We start from the raw sequence: 19023 nt of genomic DNA on the forward strand, positions 1-19023 counted from the left end.
TAAATATCAATACCAAAAACAAGCGAAGCCGGGGGAGGAAGTTTTGAACAAACTGGGAACCAGTATGTTTTATCCTTTCGATCCCCGGTCTTACGGCACCGGTTTTCGATTTGTGCGTGCAAAGGTACTATATATCCGGGATATTAAAATATTTTTCTGAGAATCCCAAACTTACCTTTTTTTATTTCAAACGGCCGGTATACCTGCTTTTATTAAAAATATCCATCAAAAATCAGCCCATTTGCGGCCCGTGCAATTGACCTTTGTTAAGTACCAGAGGTTCTGCCGTCACTGGTTGAGTTTATTCTTCATATTTTACGATATTTGTTTCCTGCACGTTGTGCTCCTGGAATCGATCTATGGCTAAACAAATAAAAGCAATCAAATGTCCGCAATGCGGCAGTGTAAAAGCAACCGAACTAAAACCCGATTTTTACCGTTGCAACAGCTGTGGCACTGAATTTTTCCTGGATAACGATGATATCAACATCAATCATCATTATTACCGGAATACCACTCCCCAACCGGCGGTGAGCCCCGAACGGGTAAAAAAAACTGCGCTCACGGTTATTTTTGTCTTCACCGGGTTGATGTTGCTGCTCATGCTGCCCCGCATGTGCAGCCGGCATAAAAACGGTTATTCCGCACAAACCGCCTCCGGATCAAAGCAGCAATGGACGGATGCCGAGGTCTTTTATCTTGAAAAACCAGACGGGAAGCCCGTTTATGTGATCGCCGGCCTGAGGGAACGGAACTATAATGAAAAAGAACACTCCCTGTACATCGGCTTTTATGATGCGCTCACCAAAAAAGAAATCAAGCTTACCGAGTTGCCGTTAAAAGTAGACCGCTTCGATGGAAAGTTTAAGTATTTCAGTAATGGCACCCTGTACTTTATTATCAACAGCAAAAAGTTATTTACCATCGACCGGCAATTGCTTACGGCCGCCGAGGTTCAGCCAGATACCTATAAAGACCTGCCGGATCTGCAGCCGGGATTTGCCAAAATAGAGTATGGGTACCATTTAGAGGACGATTTTTTTAAAATCGTCAGCAATGCCGGGAAAGAGCTGTACTACTACCCCATTATTTCAAAAACCTATGAAGGGTACCACGAACATGTAGAAGCCGAGCGCGCTGAAAACCTGATGCCACCCAATTCCCCCGTGATTACCCGGTTTGCATTTTCTTCCCAGAATACCGATTTTAAAGAAGAAAAAATACAACTGGTAAAATACCAGCAGCAGATGACCCCGGGTTATCCGGTAGAGCGGGCGCTCTTTGGCTGGCAAAAAGATTACCAGGTGGGATCGGGTATTTATGTAGGCGACATCCCCTATAAAAAAACATTTATCGACCGGAGCTGGAAAAAATGGGCCCGCGTGCAGGATTACCAGGACTTTACGCCTGGGCGCCTGTATTTTAGCCCGGATGTACTGGGCTATAACACCCGTGCCGTACTCATCAGCTTTAAAGCCACACCTGCCGAGGATGAAAAAGAATCGCTGCAGGCAATGGACGCGCAAAACGGTAAGATCCTTTGGACCGTACAAACCACCGAATCCTACGCCCAGGACAATGCGCTGATTCTTAAGGACGGCTACTTTATTAAACTGGGCAGCAAGGCTGTGCTGTACGGCGCCGACGGCAAACAGGTATCGGAAATGAATTACCGCGATTAACATGAACGATGATCTATAAAACCTAAACAACATGAACACTAAAAAAATCGAATCAAAGGAAACCGCTCCCGGGGAATACGGAGATCTTTTTGAATTGCTGATGAAAGAACTAAAGCTTTTCAAACGGAAATTTATCCTGTCACTGCGTTCTGTTTCCACCAACGAGCCACAGCGCTATGGCCTCCGGTATTTTGAAAAACAATACCAGGCCGAAGTGTTGCGTCTCTTTAATGAGGAACGGTTTGAGGAAATACTCCGTATACCCGTTGGTGAAGTAGGGCGGTGTGCCACACAGCTCGAATGCCGGTATATCGACTCGGGTAAAATAGTGGGACTTCAGGTAAACGAAGCGCGGCCGCACGAGGGCGGAAGGTATGTAGGCCTTACCCCTGCAAAAGTATTCCTGGACGAAGAAGGCGAGAAACTGGTACGGATTGCAGCGCAGATCAGCCAAAAATCATAAATCCCATCCGAACCTCTTTCGTTAAGCACCGGCAACGTCTGTGATCCGTGCCCGTATCAATGGTAAAAAATCAACCGTATGAGTCTTTTCAACCTCTTTAACAATCAGCTTTCAAAAGTGATCCAGTGGGAAAACCAGTCCCCGCAATTGCTCTGGTACCGGTTCCCTTCCAAACAAAACGAAATCAAAAATGCCAGCAAGCTGATCGTGGCACCGGGCCAGGGCTGTATCCTGGTATATGAAGGCACCATTGCCGATATCATCGATACCGAAGGGATCTACAATCTGAAAACAGATAACCATCCCTTTATTACCACGCTGCTAAAGCTCCGTCAGAACTTTGAAAGCGAACACAAACTGTATATCTATTTTTTCCGGAAGGCCCAGGTAGTAAACCAGGCCTGGGGTACCGCCCTGCCGGTTAAGTATGTAGACGCTGTGTACCATATCCCCATTGAAATGGGTGCCAACGGCAGTTTTTCCTATGCCATAGCCAACCCGAAGTTCTTTTATACGGAGATCATCGGCAGTAAAGCGACCTATACCACGGATGAAATGCGCGCGGTAATCGCCGACCGTATTCCGCAGCTGATAGCCACCGCCCTTTCCGAACAGCGATACTCCTACCAGGAAATAGACGCCCAGCTCCATTACATTGCGCAACAGTTGCTGCGCGTCCTGAACGAATCCTTTACGGCACTGGGATTACAATTGACCGATTTCCGGATCACGGGTACACAGTTTGATGAAAAAACGCAGGAACGGATCGGCCGGGTAGCAGATATCACCACCGATGTAAAGGCCGCGGGGCAGGCGGGACTGGATTATGCCGACCTGGAAAAACTGCGCGCATTACGCGATGCGGCGCGCAATGAAGGCGGACTGGCCGGGGCCGGTATCCAATTTGGCGCCGGTATGGAGCTCGGGAAAAAATTCAATCAGCAAACCGATGAACTGCTGAACAAGAGCAATACCGATGCCCTGGAAAAACTACGGAAGCTGAAATTGCTTTTAGACGAAAACATTATCACTCCCGCAGAGTTTGAAGAAAAGAAAAAAGCATTGCTGGGGCAGCTGTAACAGGTTATCATGGCTATAAAGCGATGAAATGCTATCCGGCTATTAAAAATGACTAAAAAAAACAAACAGATGAGATACATTACCGGCATCCTTGCAACGGCTGTTATATTATGCATCACCGCCTATTTAACCCTCAGCGTTTGGGGCATCAACCCGGTAGATCCGGCCCATCTGCGCAAAGCATTGATCACATTGGGGATCCTGTTGGCGGCTGCTTTTTTACTGATAATACTCGTACCGTTCTTTTTCAAAAATCATTCAAAAGGGTACCAGCAAAATGGAGGTAATGTAGCCCAACCCAGGCAACGCTGAAAAGCCCGAGCAATCCCTGCCTGCATCTTAGCATTGCTCATCATCCGGCGCTAACACGCCATAGCTGCAGACCCACGGATAACGCCTTCAGCTTCAATAAAACTTCAAACCAAGTGTGGCGATTTTTCTACGTTTGGAAACCAAAAAATTTGTGTATTTGTGGTTATATCATTTTAACGCCAAAAACAAAACGCCTTTCCCTTAAATCATTCGCTCTAAACATAAGCAGCGAACCCCGGTACCGGCTTATAAAATTCCCCGGGGAATGGAATCGATCAGTTTTTTTGTATACGCGCTTTGCGGGTTTTCATATACGGTTTCTGCAGGTCCGCTTTCTTCGATCTGTCCCTTATTCATTACAATAATACGGTCGCTGAAATAACGCACTACCGAAAGATCATGACTGATGAAGACGATCGTAAAACCGAATTCCTTTTTCAGATCATTCAGCAGGTTCAATACCTGGGCCTGTACGCTTACATCCAGGGCGGAGACCGATTCATCACAAATAATAAAAGAAGGTTGCAGCGCCAGTGCCCGGGCAATCACAATCCGTTGCCGTTGTCCGCCGCTGAACTCGTGCGGGTACCGGTGATAATGTTCCGGAAGCAATCCTACCTTCTGCAGGAGGGTTTCCACCCTTTTTTTTCTTGCTGTTGCGTCCGGCTCTATCCGGTGTACTTTCAGCGGTTCTTCAATGGCCAGTCCGATCTTTTTCCTGGGGTTTAATGACGAATATGGATCCTGGAAAATAATCTGCAATTGTTTCCGCAATCCGCGCAGTTCCGCTTTTCCAAACAGCACCATATCTTTTCCCCGGTAAATGATTTTGCCGGAGGTGGAAGGTACCAACTGCAGCAGCGTGCGGCCCAATGTTGTTTTTCCGCAGCCACTCTCTCCTACCAGTCCCAGTGTTTCATTCTCAAAGATCTCAAAACTCACCTCATTTACCGCTTTTGTATAGCGGAGGGGCTTCCCCAGCCAGTTGCGTTCACGGGGAAACCACACAGAGAGCTGTTCTACTTTTATCAGACAGTTTACCGCGGATGCAACCTCCGGGTTTGAGATGGGAGCAGGCACCTGTGTGGAAGATTCCTTTGCCGGCGTTCCCATAAAATCGCTGACCACGGGAAGCCGGGTGCCCCGCTGATGATTGACCGGCCTGCAGGCCAGCAGTGCCCGGGTATACGGATGCTGCGGGTTCCGGAAAAGCCGTTCCACCGTGCCCTCCTCCATGATCTCTCCTTTATACAATACAATGGCCCGGTCAGCAATTTCAGCCACCACACCCAGGTCATGTGTAATAAAGATCACCCCCATACCGGTTTCCTGCTGCAATTCCTTAATCAGGTGCAACACCGTTTTCTGTACCGTTACGTCCAGGGCCGTTGTGGGCTCATCGCAAATCAACAGCCGGGGTTTACAGCACATCGCCATGGCGATCATTACCCGTTGCTTTTGCCCGCCACTGAGCTGATGCGGATAGCGGTTATAAATAGCCGCCGGCTCCGGCAACTGCACCCGTTGAAACCATTGTATCGCCCGTAACCGGGCTTCCTCCTTTGTTACCCGGGTATGGATGCGGATGGCCTCGGCTACCTGATCACCGCAGGTGTAAACCGGATTCAGGGAGGTCATCGGTTCCTGGAAGATCATGGAAATGGCATTGCCCCTTATCGCCTGCAGCGACTCCCTGCTTTGCTGCAGCAGGTTCACGGCGCTACCGTCCGCTGCATAATACAGGATGGAGCCCTCCACATATTTAACCGGCGGAGCAGGAATCAGTTGCAACACGGAAAGCGAAGTAACCGATTTCCCGGATCCCGATTCACCCACCAGTGCCACAATCTCATTTGAATGTACCGTTACCGAAACCTTTTTCAGCGCATGATTTACGGCCTCGCCCGAAACAAAATCCACACTCAGATCCCGGATCTCCAATAAAGGCTGCTGCATTACTGGATCACTTTAATATTCAGCTTCTTGCCGGGAGTTGGATAAAAAGCCATGCATACGGCACACTTAGAATCTTTTTCTGCAGGAACAATCTCAAAATAAAAGGTGTCTCCTTCTTTTATATTCGAAGGAAAATTACAGGGATTGCTGATGCCAAAGGCTTTCCAGTAGGTTTTGTTGGTTTGAGGATTGGTCCAGGTAGCCTCTACCAGCCCCGGGTTTACCCTTCCTTCAATAACGGAGAAGGTATAATTGGAACACATGCCGGCTACTTCAAACCGCGCTTTCAGCTTGGCACTTCCCCCTTTTGAAGCTTTGGAAGAACAGGCCGTAAATGCCTGGAGCACCACTACCAGCATCATCAATCCGGATAACGTTTTTTTCATATATTTTTTTTTAATTAAAACCGCAGATGCCGTACCGTTTGACCGTTATTGATCAGCTGTTTCAGCGAATCGATGCCGATCCGGAGATGGTTCTCCACATATTTTGCCGTTACTTTTTTGTCGCTTTCTGCCGTCTTTACGCCATCCGGGATCATGGGCTGATCACTAACCAGCAAGAGCGCCCCCGTCGGAATCTTATTGTAAAAACCGACAGTAAAAATAGTGGCCGTTTCCATATCCACTGCATAGGCCCGGATCCGCTGCAGGTAGGTTTTAAATTCCTCGTCGTGCTCCCAAACGCGGCGGTTGGTGGTATAAACGGTACCGGTCCAGTAATCGGTTTTGGCCTCACGGATGGTGGTACTTACGGCTTTCTGTAACGCAAACGCCGGCAGTGCCGGTACTTCCCGGGGAAAATAATCATCTGAAGTACCCTCTCCCCGGATGGCGGCAATCGGCAATATAAGATCTCCAACATTATTCCGTTTTTTCAAACCGCCACATTTACCCAGGAACAATACAGCCTTGGGGGATATGGCCGTCAGCAGATCCATCACAGTGGCTGCTGTAGGACTGCCCATCCCAAAATTAATGATGGTAATATCTCCGGCAGTAGCACACTGCATGGGCTTATCGAGCCCCACCACTTCCACATTGTTCCATTCCGCAAACAGCTTTACATAGTTGCCGAAATTCGTCAACAAAATATATTCTCCAAAATTCTTCAAACTCTCTCCCGTATACCGGGGCAGCCAGTTTTTTACGATTTCAGCTTTTGTTTTCATCCGCTTTCTTTTATTTGAAGGAGCTATTTATTGCAGCTGCTCCTGCGCAACATAATCTAAATTTACATTTGCATAGCTAATTTAACCATTATTTTTGGATCCATGATACGCATTCAATACCCGCAGCCTGAGTTCAGGATCGAAACCCGCAACGGCCAGCCGCATATTTTTGATGCCTTGCGAAAGAAATGGCTCGTGCTCCAGGATGAGGAGTGGATCCGTCAAAACTTCATCCATTACTTATTGCAGGGGATGCGTTATCCTAAAACATTGATCGCACAGGAAAAGGAGATCCGGCTGGGCGAACTGAAAAAGCGGTTCGATATCCTTGTTTATGATCCGGAACACCGCCCCTGGATGCTGATCGAGTGTAAGGCGGGGCAGGTACTGTTAAACGATGCGGTGCTCAACCAGGTATTGCGGTATCATATTGCATTACCGGCACAATACCTGGTTATTACCAATGGGAATATTACCTACGGCTGGAAAAAAGAAGCCGGTGGCTTAACGTCCATCGACAGACTACCGGAATTTTTCGCTCACCACTAGGTCCTTGGCTCCCGGGCTATAGGTATAGAATCCCTCACCGGTTTTAACGCCTAACCGGCCGGAAGCAACCATATTTACAAGCAAGGGACAGGGTGCATATTTAGGATTTCCAAATCCTTTATACAATACATTTAAAATAGACAGGCACACATCTAACCCGATAAAATCTGCCAGCTGCAGCGGCCCCATCGGATGTGCCATGCCCAGCTTCATAATGGTATCGATGGCTTCCACACCGGCAACCCCTTCATACAAACTATACACCGCTTCATTGATCATCGGCATCAGGATGCGATTGGCAACAAAACCGGGATAATCATTGGCCAGGGCCGGCACTTTGCCCAGCTCCTTACTAAGCGCTACGATAAGTGCTGTTACCACTGCACTGGTTGCATATCCGTTAATGACTTCAACCAGCTTCATAACCGGAACGGGGTTCATAAAATGCATCCCGATCACCTGTGCCGGCCGGCTGGTAACGGATGCGATCTTTGTAACCGAAATGGAAGACGTATTGGTAGCCAGGATACAGTCCTGCGGGGCGGCCGCATCGATCTTTTTGAATAGCTCCAGCTTTATTGTTTCATTTTCGGTGGCTGCCTCCACTACCAGGTGGGCTTCTGCCACGCCTTTTTGCAGATCAGTTTCCAGGGCGATCCGCTGTAATGTTTCCTGTTTTTGCTGTGCTGTAATGACCCCTTTTGCCAACTGCCGGTCCAGGTTCTTTTCAATGGTCTGCCATGCTTTATTCAACGGCTCCATGGCAACATCAATCAATACCACCTTATACCCGGTTTGCGCAAATACATGTGCAATTCCATTCCCCATGGTGCCGGCGCCGATAACAGAAACATTTTTGATCATATACAGCAAGATAATCAAAAATGGGGAACGGAACCATACACGGTATCTTATTATAATTACCCGCAGACCGGGCACGGCCCGCACGCCTTCATTACCAGGTGCGCCACATATTTTTCGCACCGATTTTACAAACGTGTGCAAACATAAAAATGCTCCATGCAAATGCGCGTAATCCGTAAGAAAAGTGGCACCCGGATTTTACGTTATAAATACAAACTAAAAAATGTTATGCACCTCCATTACCTGCTCCCATTGCGCATCGCAATTTTTACTGTAGGTTTGCCCTGCAGATCAAAGCAATAAACATGCAAAAACAAAACAGGTGGCTGGTGCTGCTTTTGGCGGGTATAGTGGTACTGGGTTATTTCTGGTGCCAGCACCGCAGTACACCAACCTCCACATCGCCTCCGGTGGTATCACCTGCCCCTGCTGCAACCCGGGCTCAACCGCAGGCCTCCATCGAAACGCTGACCAGCGAAGCGGTTGTTGTACCCTATATAAAAAGAACAGGACAGCTTCCTGATTATTATATTACCAAACAGGAAGCCCGGAAAAAAGGATGGGTTGCCGCAGAAGGCAATCTTTGCGAAGTGCTTCCGGAACATGCCATTGGTGGGGATATTTTTACCAACCGGCAAAAAGCGCTGCCCTCAAAAAGCGGCAGAACCTGGTACGAGGCCGATTTAAACTATACCTGTGGCCGGCGCAATGCAGACCGGGTGTTGTTTTCGAACGACCGCCTGGTTTTTATAACAACAGATCATTACCAAACATTTGAGGAAAAATAAATGCTATGAAAGAAATCATTTTTGATTTTGACCGGATCGGAACAGAAGAAGACTTTTACAAAACGGCGGTAAAGCAACTGGCACTTCCGGAATTTTTTGGTAATAACCTGGATGCCCTTTATGATATGCTCACAGGTAATATTGAGCTCCCGGTTACCATCCGGTTTGTAAACTTATCGCTGGGTCAGCTGGAAAAATTTGATGCCATCATTGCGGTATTTGAAGACGCAGCTGCTTCGTTGGAGGATGAACTCATCTTTGAGTACTATCTTCAAAAACCTTAAACCGTTTATTTATTCTTAAAATCGCCCCGCTTCCAGGATTTAATAAATTCGGACCAGGCGGCAGGATTAAAGATATTCATCGGTGGTATTTGTCCCTGGTAACGGGCTTTCTGAGAAATCATATTCAGCTGCATATTGGTTACCTCCCGCCCGTCATAAGGGGTTTTCTTTAACATAGCGCGCTGCATTTCCTTCGTATTATTTTTCCGGATAATCTCCATTTCGTCATCCGCTACCCGCACATTTACAAAATCACGGGCAAACTGTTCCGGCGTAGGCCGGGGCCGGATAATAGCTGCAGGCAGGTACACCGTGTCCTCTGTCATTAATACGACCATATTATACTGATTGCCCTCCAGGTCGCGCGGAATGGGCTTTATGATGGGCTTGTAAGTGACGTGTGAAAATTCAATCTGATCGCCTTTCAGTACTGCAATCGAAAACACCCCATCGCTGTTGGTAATGGTACCACGCGCAGAACCCTTCACCGTAACGCTAACAGAAGGAATCCCGTACAGGCTGTCGGAAGACATTACGATACCAAAAAGCTGGATCACCGAATCACGCGCCTTCTCAAACTGGGCATTCGCAGTTGATGGGATGATAAATAATAAAACAATAACCGGTATGATTATTTTCTTCACAGCCTCAAATTTAAGTAACGATTTGTAAATAAGACAACAAAATGCCCATTAGGATGTTTAACTTTGCGGATTGTAGTGAATTTAACATAAGCTTTAGTAAAAAAATGACAAACGAACTTGTTTTACAGGCATTGAGTACGGTTCATATTCCGGGGTCTCATAAAGATATCGTGGCGCTTGAAATGGTAAAGGACCTCGTGATCGAAAAATATTATATTTCCTTCAATATCGACCTGCCCAGCCAGGATGCACAGTTAAAAGAAAAAGTAAAAACAGATTGCATACAGGCCATTAAAGCACAGGTGAATGAAAAAGCCGTGGTAAAGGTCGGATTTGGCAGCGCTGCGCCCAAAGCACAGGCCGCAGCCCAGGCACCGGCCAGGGTATTGCCCGGCGTAAAAAACATTATTGCAGTAGTAAGCGGAAAAGGTGGCGTGGGAAAAAGTACGGTTGCCGCCAACCTCGCCCTTGCCCTCGCTCAATCCGGAGCCGCAGTGGGACTGATGGATGCCGATATCTACGGGCCAAGCGTTCCCATTATGTTTGGTGTGCGGGGCGAGCGTCCGATGATGAAAGATGTAAACGGGAAGGGGATGATTGTGCCCCTGGAACGATTTGGCATCAAACTTTTAAGCATCGGCTTATTGGTAGATGAAAGCAAGGCCGTGGTATGGCGGGGCCCCATGGCCAGCAGTGCCATCAAACAGTTTATTACCGATGTGGATTGGGGTGAACTGGATTACCTGATCGTAGACATGCCGCCCGGCACCGGGGATATTCACCTTACACTGATGCAGATCGCAAATGTAAGCGGTGTGGTTATTGTAAGCACACCCCAGGATGTAGCCCTGGCTGACGCCAAAAAAGGGATTGCCATGTTTGGACAGGCGCAATTGAATGCACCGATCATCGGGTTAGTAGAGAATATGAGTTATTTTACCCCCGCAGAATTGCCGGATAACAAGTACTACATTTTTGGTCAGGAAGGCGGAAAGCGCCTGGCCAGTGAATATGATCTCCCGTTCCTGGGCGAAATACCATTGGTACAGGGTATCCGGGAAGGAGGTGATATCGGTATCCCGGTAATGATGAGCGATGATGAAATAACCAAGGCGGCCTTTAAATCCTTTGCAAGGGAAGTGACCCGCTTTGCAGAAAAAACATCGAGACAATAAGCAGGATCAATCACACCTTAACCAACGTTTAGACCGGCTTCAATAATGAACCCTGCTTAACCGGGCACTGGTTTCTTTTTCCCGCTACTCAAAATGACCTGAACAGATACGGGGTGGAATACGGCTTATCCATCTGATTAAAAAAATACAGGCAGTTATTTATGCATTTTTATATACTCCGAATTAATCCGCAACACCTGTAAAGGCGCGTTGGCCGATGGTTTATGCAACACGACAGAATTGGTATAATAGGCGTTTTCTTCCGTTCCCTTTGCAATCAGCACACCCAGGCCGGCATATGCTTCATCCACCCGTTCAAGCGCAACAGCTTTTCCGTTTGCATAAAAAACCATCCGGTAATTTTCAATAGGGAGCATACGGCCTTTGTGATTTGAGTAAAACGTTTTACAATTGGATTGATGCTCCGCAATTTTCTCTTTGGAATAATAATTGGAACTAAACAGCTCCTGCTCGGCCTGTTTTATTTCATCCTGGAATGCGCCTGTATCTCCTTTGTCCAATTCGGTATACAAGCGCTGGTAGGCAGTAAGCACCTCCTGCGTTAACAGGTTTTCATCGATCTTCTTAAGGTCTGTGGAATTTTTCCATCCCTGGATCCTGTAATCAACACCGGCATCAAAAGTCCATTCATATTCAAAAAAAGGCACCGGTTCTTTTACTTCCGGAAAATGCAGCGGCGCAACCGGGGTTACTTTATAATCCTGATGTACATCCACCAACTGCACCTGGATATTTTCTGTGAGCTTCTTCAGTTGCGTGCCGGTAAACAGGCCGCCCTCTTTTAAAAAGGGATGCATTACTTTGATCCTGACGCGCTGCTTACCGGCGTCCAGTATATACTGGTTAATAAATTCAGGACCAACCGTACCCGACACAAAATTCTTACTCACCGGCATATCGTTCACCAAAACCTCCGACGGCACCGGCAGATTAAATTCAATTCCATACAATTTGTGTTGTTCCATTTTGTTTGTTTTTTGATTCGGTTCCCTGCAACTAAAAATCATGGGATATAATACGCCACACAGCAGTAATACCAACAGATTATTATTTGTATTCAGCAGCATTTTTAAAGATATTTATTGTTTTGTCCAGCTTGGGAATTAATGGCAGGTCCTTTTCTTCTTTATTAAATCCACCGGCTTTGATCTTTATACTCAAGGTAAATCCTGAAAAATAAAAATCGGTATCCCAGTTTCCGCCATTACCAAATTCCTTTCCAACGGTATAGGCCACCATCGCCTTCCCTTCAATTTCTATTCCCAGTTCAAACGCTTTTTTCTTTTTTTCACCATCGTCCATCAATGACACCTGACGCCCCTTTTCATAATTTAATTTATACTGTAGGCTGGCACTAAAAACAATGGCGCCCTCCAATACCCCCTGCAAGGCAACGGTGCCCGAATATTTCTTACTGAGAAAATTATATTTCACCCTGGCCTCGGTTGTAGCGCCATCTTTTGAATCGCTTCCCACCAAACGGATTTTAGCCGTTAAAGAAACATATAATTCATAGTTGATTTCCAAACTTCCCCCGCTAAACAGGTTTGCCAGCCAGCTTGCCAGGTCCAGTGCATCAATAATTGCGCCCCAGGGTTTGAATTTACTTCCCAAAGCTAACACATCCAGCTTTACCTTGGCTTCAATAATGGGATCGGCAATCAGGTGCCCGTCGAGTTCATAGGTCACCTTGCCGTTTTCAGATAGTGTTTGAATGCCCACACCTACACCAACCTTTGGAAGGTCAAGGGTAAAACTCATCGGCAGCCGGTTTAACCGGGCAAGAAGGCCCCGGTTCGTAGCCCGTAACCGCACTTCTTCCCCCCTTGCGGCACTGATTCCCATGTCACCGTCCAGCTTGTCTGCAATCCATATAAGCGGCGCCAGCATTGTTCTGAATTTGGCACCAAACTCATCCCCCAGCTTTATCACGTTTCCAGCGCCCACTTCACATTCCACATAAAGCCCAAATGTGGTGTTGCGGCCTACATAGCGCTGCAAACCGTTGGAGATGAGTTTATCTGCAATATCCTTCCGGGTATTGTTGTTACTGGTGTTGATCTTTCCTTCGTTAAACCGGCTATAGTGCTCGGTGAGCTCTGTGGTTGCCGCGTAAAACAGCGGGGTTTTGATCCCATAGTTAAAATTCACCACCCATTTCATCGACGGGTATACTTTGATCAATGCGATCTGATTGGGATAACGGCAGGTGGTAACCGGAACAAAATAGGTTTGGGTTAATGTTTCTTTTTTAATAAGCTTTAAGAGGTACCGGACAATCCAGATATTTTTAAAATTGCTGGACAGGATGCCGCCCTCGAAATATTCCTGCGTGGCCAGATAGTCCAGCACCTCGTTGTCGTATGTTTTATAAAAATTATACGCCAGCTTTAAAGTGATCGAATCGCCGCTGATGGAATAGTCACTGTCCAATAAGCCCTGCACGCCGGCAACCGTCACTGCCTGGTATTTTTCCTGTTCGGCCGTTGATACCGGTACGCCTTTGGCCTCCTGGTCGTCCTTATATGTTTTTTCAGGCTTTACCGGATTTAAAATGCTGGCTTTTGAGCCATTGGATGGGGCCAGCAGGTTGGGCCGGTAATAGTTCAGAAAGTTTTCGATATAAACACCCGTTTTTTTTGACGGCTTCATTTGTCCCACGATCCATTTCATCTTAAACACTTCCTCACTGCTGCTATGCTCCCTGCCATCGTTTAAGATGCGCTCACATTTATACTTGCCGCCTATATGAATGGATTGCTCCGGTTCCCCGGCACTCTTTTTATACTTTGCGGTAACGGTTACGGTCTTCTTTTCTTTTTCACCGGCCACAATATAGAAAGCGGTTTGCTCCGTTTTGTCTTCAACACCCGCTTTCAATTTAAATTCATCAAAGATCACCACCGGCGCGCCCGTACCTTCCTTTACCTGGATCACCGAATACGCACAGGGGTTGTATTCTTTACGGGTATACTGGATATCCCCGATATACTGGATCATTTCCCCTTTTTCCCGCTCTACCCGGGTAAGTATTTCATCGGTTGTTTCATATTCCACCAGGATCTCACTATTGGGCTGATCCTGGTAGGTTTTAACGGCTTCCACACCGATCAGTTTCTGATCATACTGCAGCAGCCCCGATGTAGGCACTTCCGCAAAATTCCGGTAATCGACCAATGTATCCGAATCAAAGATCACGCCTTCTTCCACCTTAAAAATCTCCACTACCGGCACAAAGTACCGTTGCTTCTTGCCCGGATTCCGGTCGCGCCATTCTAAACTCAGTGGAAAATTCAATATGCTGTATGTATTGATATTATTGCTGCTCGCGCTGGCCTTCAATGTTATTTTCTTATGCTTCCCCTCAAACAAATCTGCTTTCGTAAGCGCGCTGGTTTGACTTTCCAGTGCTCCGGAAGCATTTTTCTGGGTGGTGAATGCCGCCGCATCATCTTTATCCAGCAGGTACACATTTGCAAAATAGCGGTCCTTGCCTGCAACATAATCGGGGTACTGGTGAAAGCAAATGGTAAGGCTCACAATATCGCCAAACCGGAACGGCCGGATGTTTTTATCAAAATACGCGTAAGTAATATTGGCATCGGTATAGGGTATGATAAAAAAGTAAAATTCCTGTTCCGGATTATCCGTAAATACCACCACCCGTTGTTTAAACCCGTAGTAATAATTAGCACCCGCCGGCGAAATAGAGAACTCCGTTCCTGTTTTATATTGCGTACCGATCCCCATTGCTGCAACGGGTGCATTGGGGTCCTTCTTTGCCATGAGCTCGCCAACATCCGGTGCTTTATCCGCAGCCGCCTGATGCTGCGTGTTGCCTTCACCGCCTATATCGGCCCAGAGCGCATTGAAGGTTTTTGCATTGCCGCTGTTATAATATTGCTCATAAATAAATGCCCATTTTGTTTCCTTCGACACAACCGCATTATCAAAACAGCTCTCATCCACATAAAACTTCATCCGGGATCCTTCTTTTACCGACAGGGTTTGCCCTTTCGATATATAGCCCTTATTCAGCTGATCCATGAAGGTATTGCCGCCAAACAGGGCGTTGTCAAACCTGCATCTTATTACCTTGCCCATGAGGTTACTTTATATTTAAAAATTCATACGGGTCCTTCCGGTCCATTTCCTTCATGTTAACCAACGGATTTACCTGCGCCTGCAACGCCTCATCTGCATTTTCCATGTTCTTCTTTGTTGGTTGCCCCGTTTGTCCGCTTTTGATCATTTCAATACAGGCCGTTCCGGCTACCGCACAGGTAGCTTTACAGTCTTCTGTGAGCACATAGCCTCCCGGAGGATCATATTTTTCTTTCTCATAATATCCCTCCCATTTGGTTATGGCCGGAACACAGGCATTATTGTTCATCTTTTTACAGGAGCCAAAGGTCTTGTTCTGAAAAGGAATGCCGATATCCTTATGGGTGGCCAGTAATTTTTCCTTTCCCGCGCTGTCATTGGCATACCATTTTTTATGGGTAAGCACCGCAAGTTTATCGGGTGTGGTACCAAACTGGCATTTACACAGTGCTCCGTGTACCACTTTTTCTTTTTGGGCCATAATCGGTTTTTTTATTGTTTAGCATTGCACATACCGCTGTTAAAGCTGGTACATGGTAAATTCGATTTTCTGTAGCGGCACCGTTGTATATCGTCCTGCTTTTTCATAAATCTCCAGCAAGGCCCGGGTATGCATCGCAAAATGATGTTCCTTGTCCAGATCAAAATCGGCAGTCAACTGCATATAACAGGGCGTTTCCTTCTGATGCCCCGGAAGCAATTCCTGCGGGGCCTCCAACGCTTCCGAAACAAATTGCACCATGATCGAACCATAATCGGTTATCTGTGGTATGATCTTTTGGGTTCCGGGAAACCGTACAGGGGCTTTGTAGGGAATTACGGATAAATAAAGAGCTACGGGCTGTATATACGTTTCCGTATAGGCCATGTACTTGGGATGAAAAAACAAATTCCAGAACAGGTCATAACTCATGGATCGTTGTATAACCGCACTGCTTTTTATTCTTTGGTCTACCACTGTTATAAAATCATCTGCAACCGGGCCACTGTATTTATCTAAAAGCTCCTGCCGGTTTTCATGCCATCGTTTGATGATCGCTTCATGGTTTACGATTCCCGTTACCTGAGTACCCCAGCCGTCGATCACGGTTTCTACCGGGTACAAGGACCGGGAAACAAGATCCGCGAACCGCTCGCTGACCGTATCCGGTTCATGCCGGTTAAAGAACAGGTCTTTTTTTTCGAGGCGCATCAGCCAGCCCTGTTGATGTTCCGCCAGCCGTATGGTAGCTTCATAATCGATCCGCTTAAAGGGATCTGCAGCTGTACCCTTATAGTATTTTACCGAAACACCATAGCTGCGATCGCTTAAACCGGTAAGGTTTGAAATAAATAACTTTCTCTTATAAACCGAATTCACTCCTGAAAAACTATTGATCTGTTTTATCATTTAAAAGAACGCGCGCTAAAGACGACGGGGTGGCCCTTCCTTCTTTTCGCTGAGCACTTTTCCCGTAGTACCGTCTAACACAAAAACCTGCTGATAGGGTGCTGCCCCCCGCTCATCTACTGCCCAGCGCAGCTCCCATACATTTGTTTTATAAACCGGATCGTATCCTCTTTTGATACGTCCTGTTTTTGCAAAATCCACCCGGTGCTTTTTTCCAAATCCGATCACTTCCGGTAATCCAAAAGCGTATTCTTTGTCTTTATCTATTTCACTCACAACGGCTCCGGCATCATCAAATTGCTGCCAGGTACCGGTTTCAAGCGATGTGGAATAATAATATGAAACAGCGGTCAGGTTGCCTTTATTATTAAACTGATAAGCCGCCTGGTACCCGTCCGGCTGTTTTTCAATCCGGGTGTACGCCAGTACCTTGCTCCTGTCGAATGCATCCAGGTCCGGCGCTTCGGGTGGCAGGCGGTAATATTCCGTAATCTCCGTTCCGTCGGGGGTCGTATATCCCTCGTACTCCGGGTTATCTTTTATTTTTTTCTCAAATTCATCGATATCAAATTTCTTCATAACAGTATTTTTTGACCTGCTTTTTGTGTGTTGTACCGGCGGTCTGCTTTCTCCCGATGGCTTTGCCTGGCCGTTACAACTTATACATAAGCCGCAGATCACTATAAAAAGAAATCGCTTCACTGTCAGGGTAAGCTTCTGTGTAGTTGATCCCATTGCCATTTGTATAATTGTTTTGCAATTATTTTTGTCTTGGAAGAATAATAGTCCATTACATTATCGGTGGTGTATTCATCAAACGTATACTTGCTCTGGTTCAAAAAAGTATGCATAAATCCAATACAGTGCATTATTTCATGGGCCACCGTACTTTCATCCACTTTTGTTGACGATTTGGTTTCAGCGGCTGTTTTCTTTTTATCAAATACCAGGATACTGAACCGGGATCCGCCTTTTTTCAATTTCTCATTCGGAATGTCTTCCGAATGTCCCAACACCCAGCCTTTACCGCCGCAGCTTTCAACCATACATGTATCCGGAAGAAAAAACACTTTAAAGAATGAATCAAACATATGGCCGAACGGTTTACCCGTTTTGCCTTTCTTTGCTCTCAGCAGCCTGTTCAGTTCGTGCATCAGGTCCTCCGACCCTCCTTTCCGGTAGTCGTTATACCATTCGCCGAAATTATAGTCAGCCGGCATATCCAGAACGGAATTTTGCAGGTTCACGTTTACGTATGCCTGCCGCATAAATTTCTTCAGCACTTCCGCTTCCCCGGCCGTTGATCCCTTTTTTGTAGGGCACTGTACCTTTACGAACAGAACACTAATATTTTTATGAAATTTCCGGTCATTCTTTTTTACAAGGATCCTGCCCGCCAGTTCTTTATAATCTTCCTTTACCGCGTACACATTGATCTTCTGATCGGTTTCAAAATATGCGTTACATTTTATTTCCATTGCGTCCGGGAGATCATGTTTCCCTTTCTGAACAGGCAACTCTTTGAGCAGTGAAACATCAAAATAGCTGCTTTCATATTCCAGCTCATATTTTTCAGGTTCCTCTTCCACTTCTACTTTCAGGTTCAGTTTTGCCGTATAGGTTGGCAACAGCGATAAAAAGGGGATGGTGTATATAAAGGGATATTTACCATTCTTTTTCCAGGGGACCGTAAACCGGTCAAATTCCATTACAAACCGGTCGTAGTCTTTTGTATTTTGTACGAATTTGGCAGAGCAAAAATCCCAATACCCATCGGCATCCTTTTTATACGTCATTTCACCCAAAATATCGCGGTACCAGGTATCGCCCTTTGCACCGGTGTCGCCCAGCCGCACCCAGTCAAAACCAAATTCGCCGTCGTATTTATTGTGCGGACGAAATTGCACAATACATTTTGCTTTCAGTTCCTGTGCCGGCGGATCTTCCGGATCCCCGTAGCTCACGCCCTCATCTTCTCCCTTTTCCTTAATCACGCTCCCCGCAAAGGAATTGATGTTTTCCCGGGAGTACATATTGTGATTGCCATGCGTGATCTTGGTATAGACCCCTTTTATAATTCTGGTTCTGCTCATGCTAGTTGGCTTTTCCGTTTTCGCCGCTGTTGTTCTGCACCACTTTCTGCGCATGTTTGAGCAAACTTTGCTTTGAGCTGAGGTTAAAATCACCGTGGCTGGCTTCAACGCGTTCCTGTTTTGCTTCGGAGTGTACATCACCCTCGATCATTTCCGTAAGCTTTCCGCTGATGTTTAATGTGCTGTCACCTCCCACGGATACGGCGTTCAACCGCCCGGTTGAATGGACGTGATCCTTACCTACAGAAACGGTTTGATTCGCCCCAACGTTCACCGATTTATCTTTGCCGATGGTGCTGGTCATATTCTCTCCCACATTAAAATGCATATTCTTTGCATTAAAGGTCATGGTTTCCGGAGCGGTGATGGTGATGTTCTTGCCCGAAGTATCCAGGTAGATCTCATTGCCCCCGGGATCCCGGATGATGATATGTGTACCCGAGCCCG

Annotated in this window: 20 protein-coding genes; 8 read left to right on the plus strand and 12 right to left on the minus strand. The window is 46.6% G+C overall.

What is annotated here, in order from left to right:
• Positions 1–359 precede the first annotated feature (359 nt).
• The 4 genes from LQ567_RS25810 (at position 360) to LQ567_RS25825 (ending at position 3537) form a co-directional block, all read left to right on the plus strand.
• The gene (locus LQ567_RS25810; RefSeq protein ID WP_231008816.1) at positions 360–1682 is read left to right on the plus strand and encodes a hypothetical protein; all 1323 of its coding nucleotides are present in this window, start codon (positions 360–362) and stop codon (positions 1680–1682) included.
• A 31-nt stretch (positions 1683–1713) separates the two neighbouring features.
• The gene (locus tag LQ567_RS25815; protein ID WP_231008817.1) at positions 1714–2145 is read left to right on the plus strand and encodes a hypothetical protein; all 432 of its coding nucleotides are present in this window, start codon (positions 1714–1716) and stop codon (positions 2143–2145) included.
• Between the two features lie 78 nt (positions 2146–2223).
• Complete coding sequence (locus LQ567_RS25820; RefSeq protein WP_231008818.1) at positions 2224–3225, plus strand: SPFH domain-containing protein; 1002 nt, start codon at positions 2224–2226, stop codon at positions 3223–3225.
• 69 nt (positions 3226–3294) lie between these two features.
• Positions 3295–3537: a hypothetical protein gene (locus LQ567_RS25825; protein WP_231008819.1), complete on the plus strand. Its 243-nt coding sequence runs from the start codon at positions 3295–3297 to the stop codon at positions 3535–3537.
• Positions 3538–3783: 246 nt separating this feature from the next.
• Here the strand turns inward: LQ567_RS25825 and LQ567_RS25830 are convergent, their stop codons facing one another.
• From LQ567_RS25830 to LQ567_RS25840, 3 genes are read right to left on the minus strand one after another with little or no spacing between them, the layout of a single operon-like run.
• Positions 3784–5493 carry an ABC transporter ATP-binding protein gene (locus tag LQ567_RS25830; RefSeq protein ID WP_231008820.1) on the minus strand — a complete coding sequence of 570 codons (1710 nt, stop codon included), beginning with the start codon at positions 5491–5493 and terminating at the stop codon, positions 3784–3786.
• Complete coding sequence (locus LQ567_RS25835) at positions 5493–5879, minus strand: hypothetical protein (RefSeq protein WP_231008821.1); 387 nt, start codon at positions 5877–5879, stop codon at positions 5493–5495. Before LQ567_RS25835 ends, LQ567_RS25830 begins: the two co-directional genes overlap by 1 nt.
• A gap of 14 nt (positions 5880–5893) precedes the next feature.
• A complete protein-coding gene (locus LQ567_RS25840; protein WP_231008822.1) occupies positions 5894–6664 on the minus strand; it encodes an AMP nucleosidase in 771 nt (256 codons plus the stop codon).
• 102 nt (positions 6665–6766) lie between these two features.
• On the opposite strand from LQ567_RS25840, the gene LQ567_RS25845 reads away from it, so the two are divergent.
• Entirely contained in the window at positions 6767–7213 is a 447-nt protein-coding gene (locus tag LQ567_RS25845) for a type I restriction enzyme HsdR N-terminal domain-containing protein (RefSeq protein WP_231008823.1), read from the plus strand.
• Here LQ567_RS25845 and LQ567_RS25850 read toward each other — a convergent pair.
• Positions 7187–8077 carry a 3-hydroxyacyl-CoA dehydrogenase family protein gene (locus LQ567_RS25850; protein WP_231008824.1) on the minus strand — a complete coding sequence of 297 codons (891 nt, stop codon included), beginning with the start codon at positions 8075–8077 and terminating at the stop codon, positions 7187–7189. The two genes, LQ567_RS25845 and LQ567_RS25850, sit on opposite strands and share 27 nt — an antisense overlap.
• 305 nt (positions 8078–8382) lie before the next feature.
• On the opposite strand from LQ567_RS25850, the gene LQ567_RS25855 reads away from it, so the two are divergent.
• Positions 8383–8865 carry a ribonuclease domain-containing protein gene (locus LQ567_RS25855; RefSeq protein WP_231008825.1) on the plus strand — a complete coding sequence of 161 codons (483 nt, stop codon included), beginning with the start codon at positions 8383–8385 and terminating at the stop codon, positions 8863–8865.
• A gap of 5 nt (positions 8866–8870) precedes the next feature.
• The gene (locus tag LQ567_RS25860) at positions 8871–9149 is read left to right on the plus strand and encodes a barstar family protein (RefSeq protein WP_231008826.1); all 279 of its coding nucleotides are present in this window, start codon (positions 8871–8873) and stop codon (positions 9147–9149) included.
• 5 nt (positions 9150–9154) lie between these two features.
• Here the strand turns inward: LQ567_RS25860 and LQ567_RS25865 are convergent, their stop codons facing one another.
• Entirely contained in the window at positions 9155–9793 is a 639-nt protein-coding gene (locus tag LQ567_RS25865) for a carboxypeptidase-like regulatory domain-containing protein (protein WP_231008827.1), read from the minus strand.
• A 104-nt stretch (positions 9794–9897) separates the two neighbouring features.
• Between LQ567_RS25865 and LQ567_RS25870 the strand changes: the two genes are divergently transcribed.
• Entirely contained in the window at positions 9898–10968 is a 1071-nt protein-coding gene (locus tag LQ567_RS25870; protein ID WP_231008828.1) for an Mrp/NBP35 family ATP-binding protein, read from the plus strand.
• Positions 10969–11123: 155 nt separating this feature from the next.
• Here LQ567_RS25870 and LQ567_RS25875 read toward each other — a convergent pair whose 3' ends face one another.
• The 7 genes from LQ567_RS25875 to LQ567_RS25905 all read right to left on the minus strand — a co-directional run.
• On the minus strand, positions 11124–11954 hold the full coding sequence (locus LQ567_RS25875) for a hypothetical protein (RefSeq protein WP_231008829.1): 831 nt from the start codon (positions 11952–11954) through the stop codon (positions 11124–11126).
• Between the two features lie 82 nt (positions 11955–12036).
• The gene (locus tag LQ567_RS25880; protein WP_231008830.1) at positions 12037–15093 is read right to left on the minus strand and encodes a hypothetical protein; all 3057 of its coding nucleotides are present in this window, start codon (positions 15091–15093) and stop codon (positions 12037–12039) included.
• 4 nt (positions 15094–15097) lie between these two features.
• Complete coding sequence (locus LQ567_RS25885) at positions 15098–15574, minus strand: DUF4280 domain-containing protein (protein WP_231008831.1); 477 nt, start codon at positions 15572–15574, stop codon at positions 15098–15100.
• 39 nt (positions 15575–15613) lie between these two features.
• Positions 15614–16483: a hypothetical protein gene (locus tag LQ567_RS25890; protein WP_231008832.1), complete on the minus strand. Its 870-nt coding sequence runs from the start codon at positions 16481–16483 to the stop codon at positions 15614–15616.
• A 15-nt stretch (positions 16484–16498) separates the two neighbouring features.
• Positions 16499–17062: a hypothetical protein gene (locus LQ567_RS25895; protein WP_231008833.1), complete on the minus strand. Its 564-nt coding sequence runs from the start codon at positions 17060–17062 to the stop codon at positions 16499–16501.
• A 125-nt stretch (positions 17063–17187) separates the two neighbouring features.
• The gene (locus LQ567_RS25900) at positions 17188–18576 is read right to left on the minus strand and encodes a hypothetical protein (RefSeq protein ID WP_231008834.1); all 1389 of its coding nucleotides are present in this window, start codon (positions 18574–18576) and stop codon (positions 17188–17190) included.
• A 1-nt stretch (position 18577) separates the two neighbouring features.
• Positions 18578–19023, minus strand: a 446-nt coding sequence (locus LQ567_RS25905) for a bacteriophage T4 gp5 trimerisation domain-containing protein (protein ID WP_449586261.1), incomplete at its 5' end; no start/stop codon positions are given.

The sequence above is a fragment of the Niabella pedocola genome (assembly GCF_021044425.1).
Taxonomy (GTDB): Bacteria; Bacteroidota; Bacteroidia; order Chitinophagales; family Chitinophagaceae; genus Niabella; species Niabella pedocola.

Excerpts from the sequence above, each read along its gene's own strand:
- LQ567_RS25810 (WP_231008816.1), top strand. The coding sequence starts at position 360 with ATGGCTAAACAAATAAAAGCAATCAAATGTCCGCAATGCGGCAGTGTA.
- LQ567_RS25870 (WP_231008828.1), top strand. The coding sequence starts at position 9,898 with ATGACAAACGAACTTGTTTTACAGGCATTGAGTACGGTTCATATTCCG.
- LQ567_RS25825 (WP_231008819.1), top strand. The coding sequence starts at position 3,295 with ATGAGATACATTACCGGCATCCTTGCAACGGCTGTTATATTATGCATC.
- LQ567_RS25835 (WP_231008821.1), bottom strand. The coding sequence starts at position 5,879 with ATGAAAAAAACGTTATCCGGATTGATGATGCTGGTAGTGGTGCTCCAG.
- LQ567_RS25885 (WP_231008831.1), bottom strand. The coding sequence starts at position 15,574 with ATGGCCCAAAAAGAAAAAGTGGTACACGGAGCACTGTGTAAATGCCAG.
- LQ567_RS25895 (WP_231008833.1), bottom strand. The coding sequence starts at position 17,062 with ATGAAGAAATTTGATATCGATGAATTTGAGAAAAAAATAAAAGATAAC.
- LQ567_RS25840 (WP_231008822.1), bottom strand. The coding sequence starts at position 6,664 with ATGAAAACAAAAGCTGAAATCGTAAAAAACTGGCTGCCCCGGTATACG.
- LQ567_RS25855 (WP_231008825.1), top strand. The coding sequence starts at position 8,383 with ATGCAAAAACAAAACAGGTGGCTGGTGCTGCTTTTGGCGGGTATAGTG.
- LQ567_RS25820 (WP_231008818.1), top strand. The coding sequence starts at position 2,224 with ATGAGTCTTTTCAACCTCTTTAACAATCAGCTTTCAAAAGTGATCCAG.
- LQ567_RS25900 (WP_231008834.1), bottom strand. The coding sequence starts at position 18,576 with ATGAGCAGAACCAGAATTATAAAAGGGGTCTATACCAAGATCACGCAT.
- LQ567_RS25880 (WP_231008830.1), bottom strand. The coding sequence starts at position 15,093 with ATGGGCAAGGTAATAAGATGCAGGTTTGACAACGCCCTGTTTGGCGGC.
- LQ567_RS25830 (WP_231008820.1), bottom strand. The coding sequence starts at position 5,493 with ATGCAGCAGCCTTTATTGGAGATCCGGGATCTGAGTGTGGATTTTGTT.
- LQ567_RS25815 (WP_231008817.1), top strand. The coding sequence starts at position 1,714 with ATGAACACTAAAAAAATCGAATCAAAGGAAACCGCTCCCGGGGAATAC.
- LQ567_RS25890 (WP_231008832.1), bottom strand. The coding sequence starts at position 16,483 with ATGATAAAACAGATCAATAGTTTTTCAGGAGTGAATTCGGTTTATAAG.
- LQ567_RS25850 (WP_231008824.1), bottom strand. The coding sequence starts at position 8,077 with ATGATCAAAAATGTTTCTGTTATCGGCGCCGGCACCATGGGGAATGGA.
- LQ567_RS25875 (WP_231008829.1), bottom strand. The coding sequence starts at position 11,954 with ATGGAACAACACAAATTGTATGGAATTGAATTTAATCTGCCGGTGCCG.
- LQ567_RS25845 (WP_231008823.1), top strand. The coding sequence starts at position 6,767 with ATGATACGCATTCAATACCCGCAGCCTGAGTTCAGGATCGAAACCCGC.
- LQ567_RS25860 (WP_231008826.1), top strand. The coding sequence starts at position 8,871 with ATGAAAGAAATCATTTTTGATTTTGACCGGATCGGAACAGAAGAAGAC.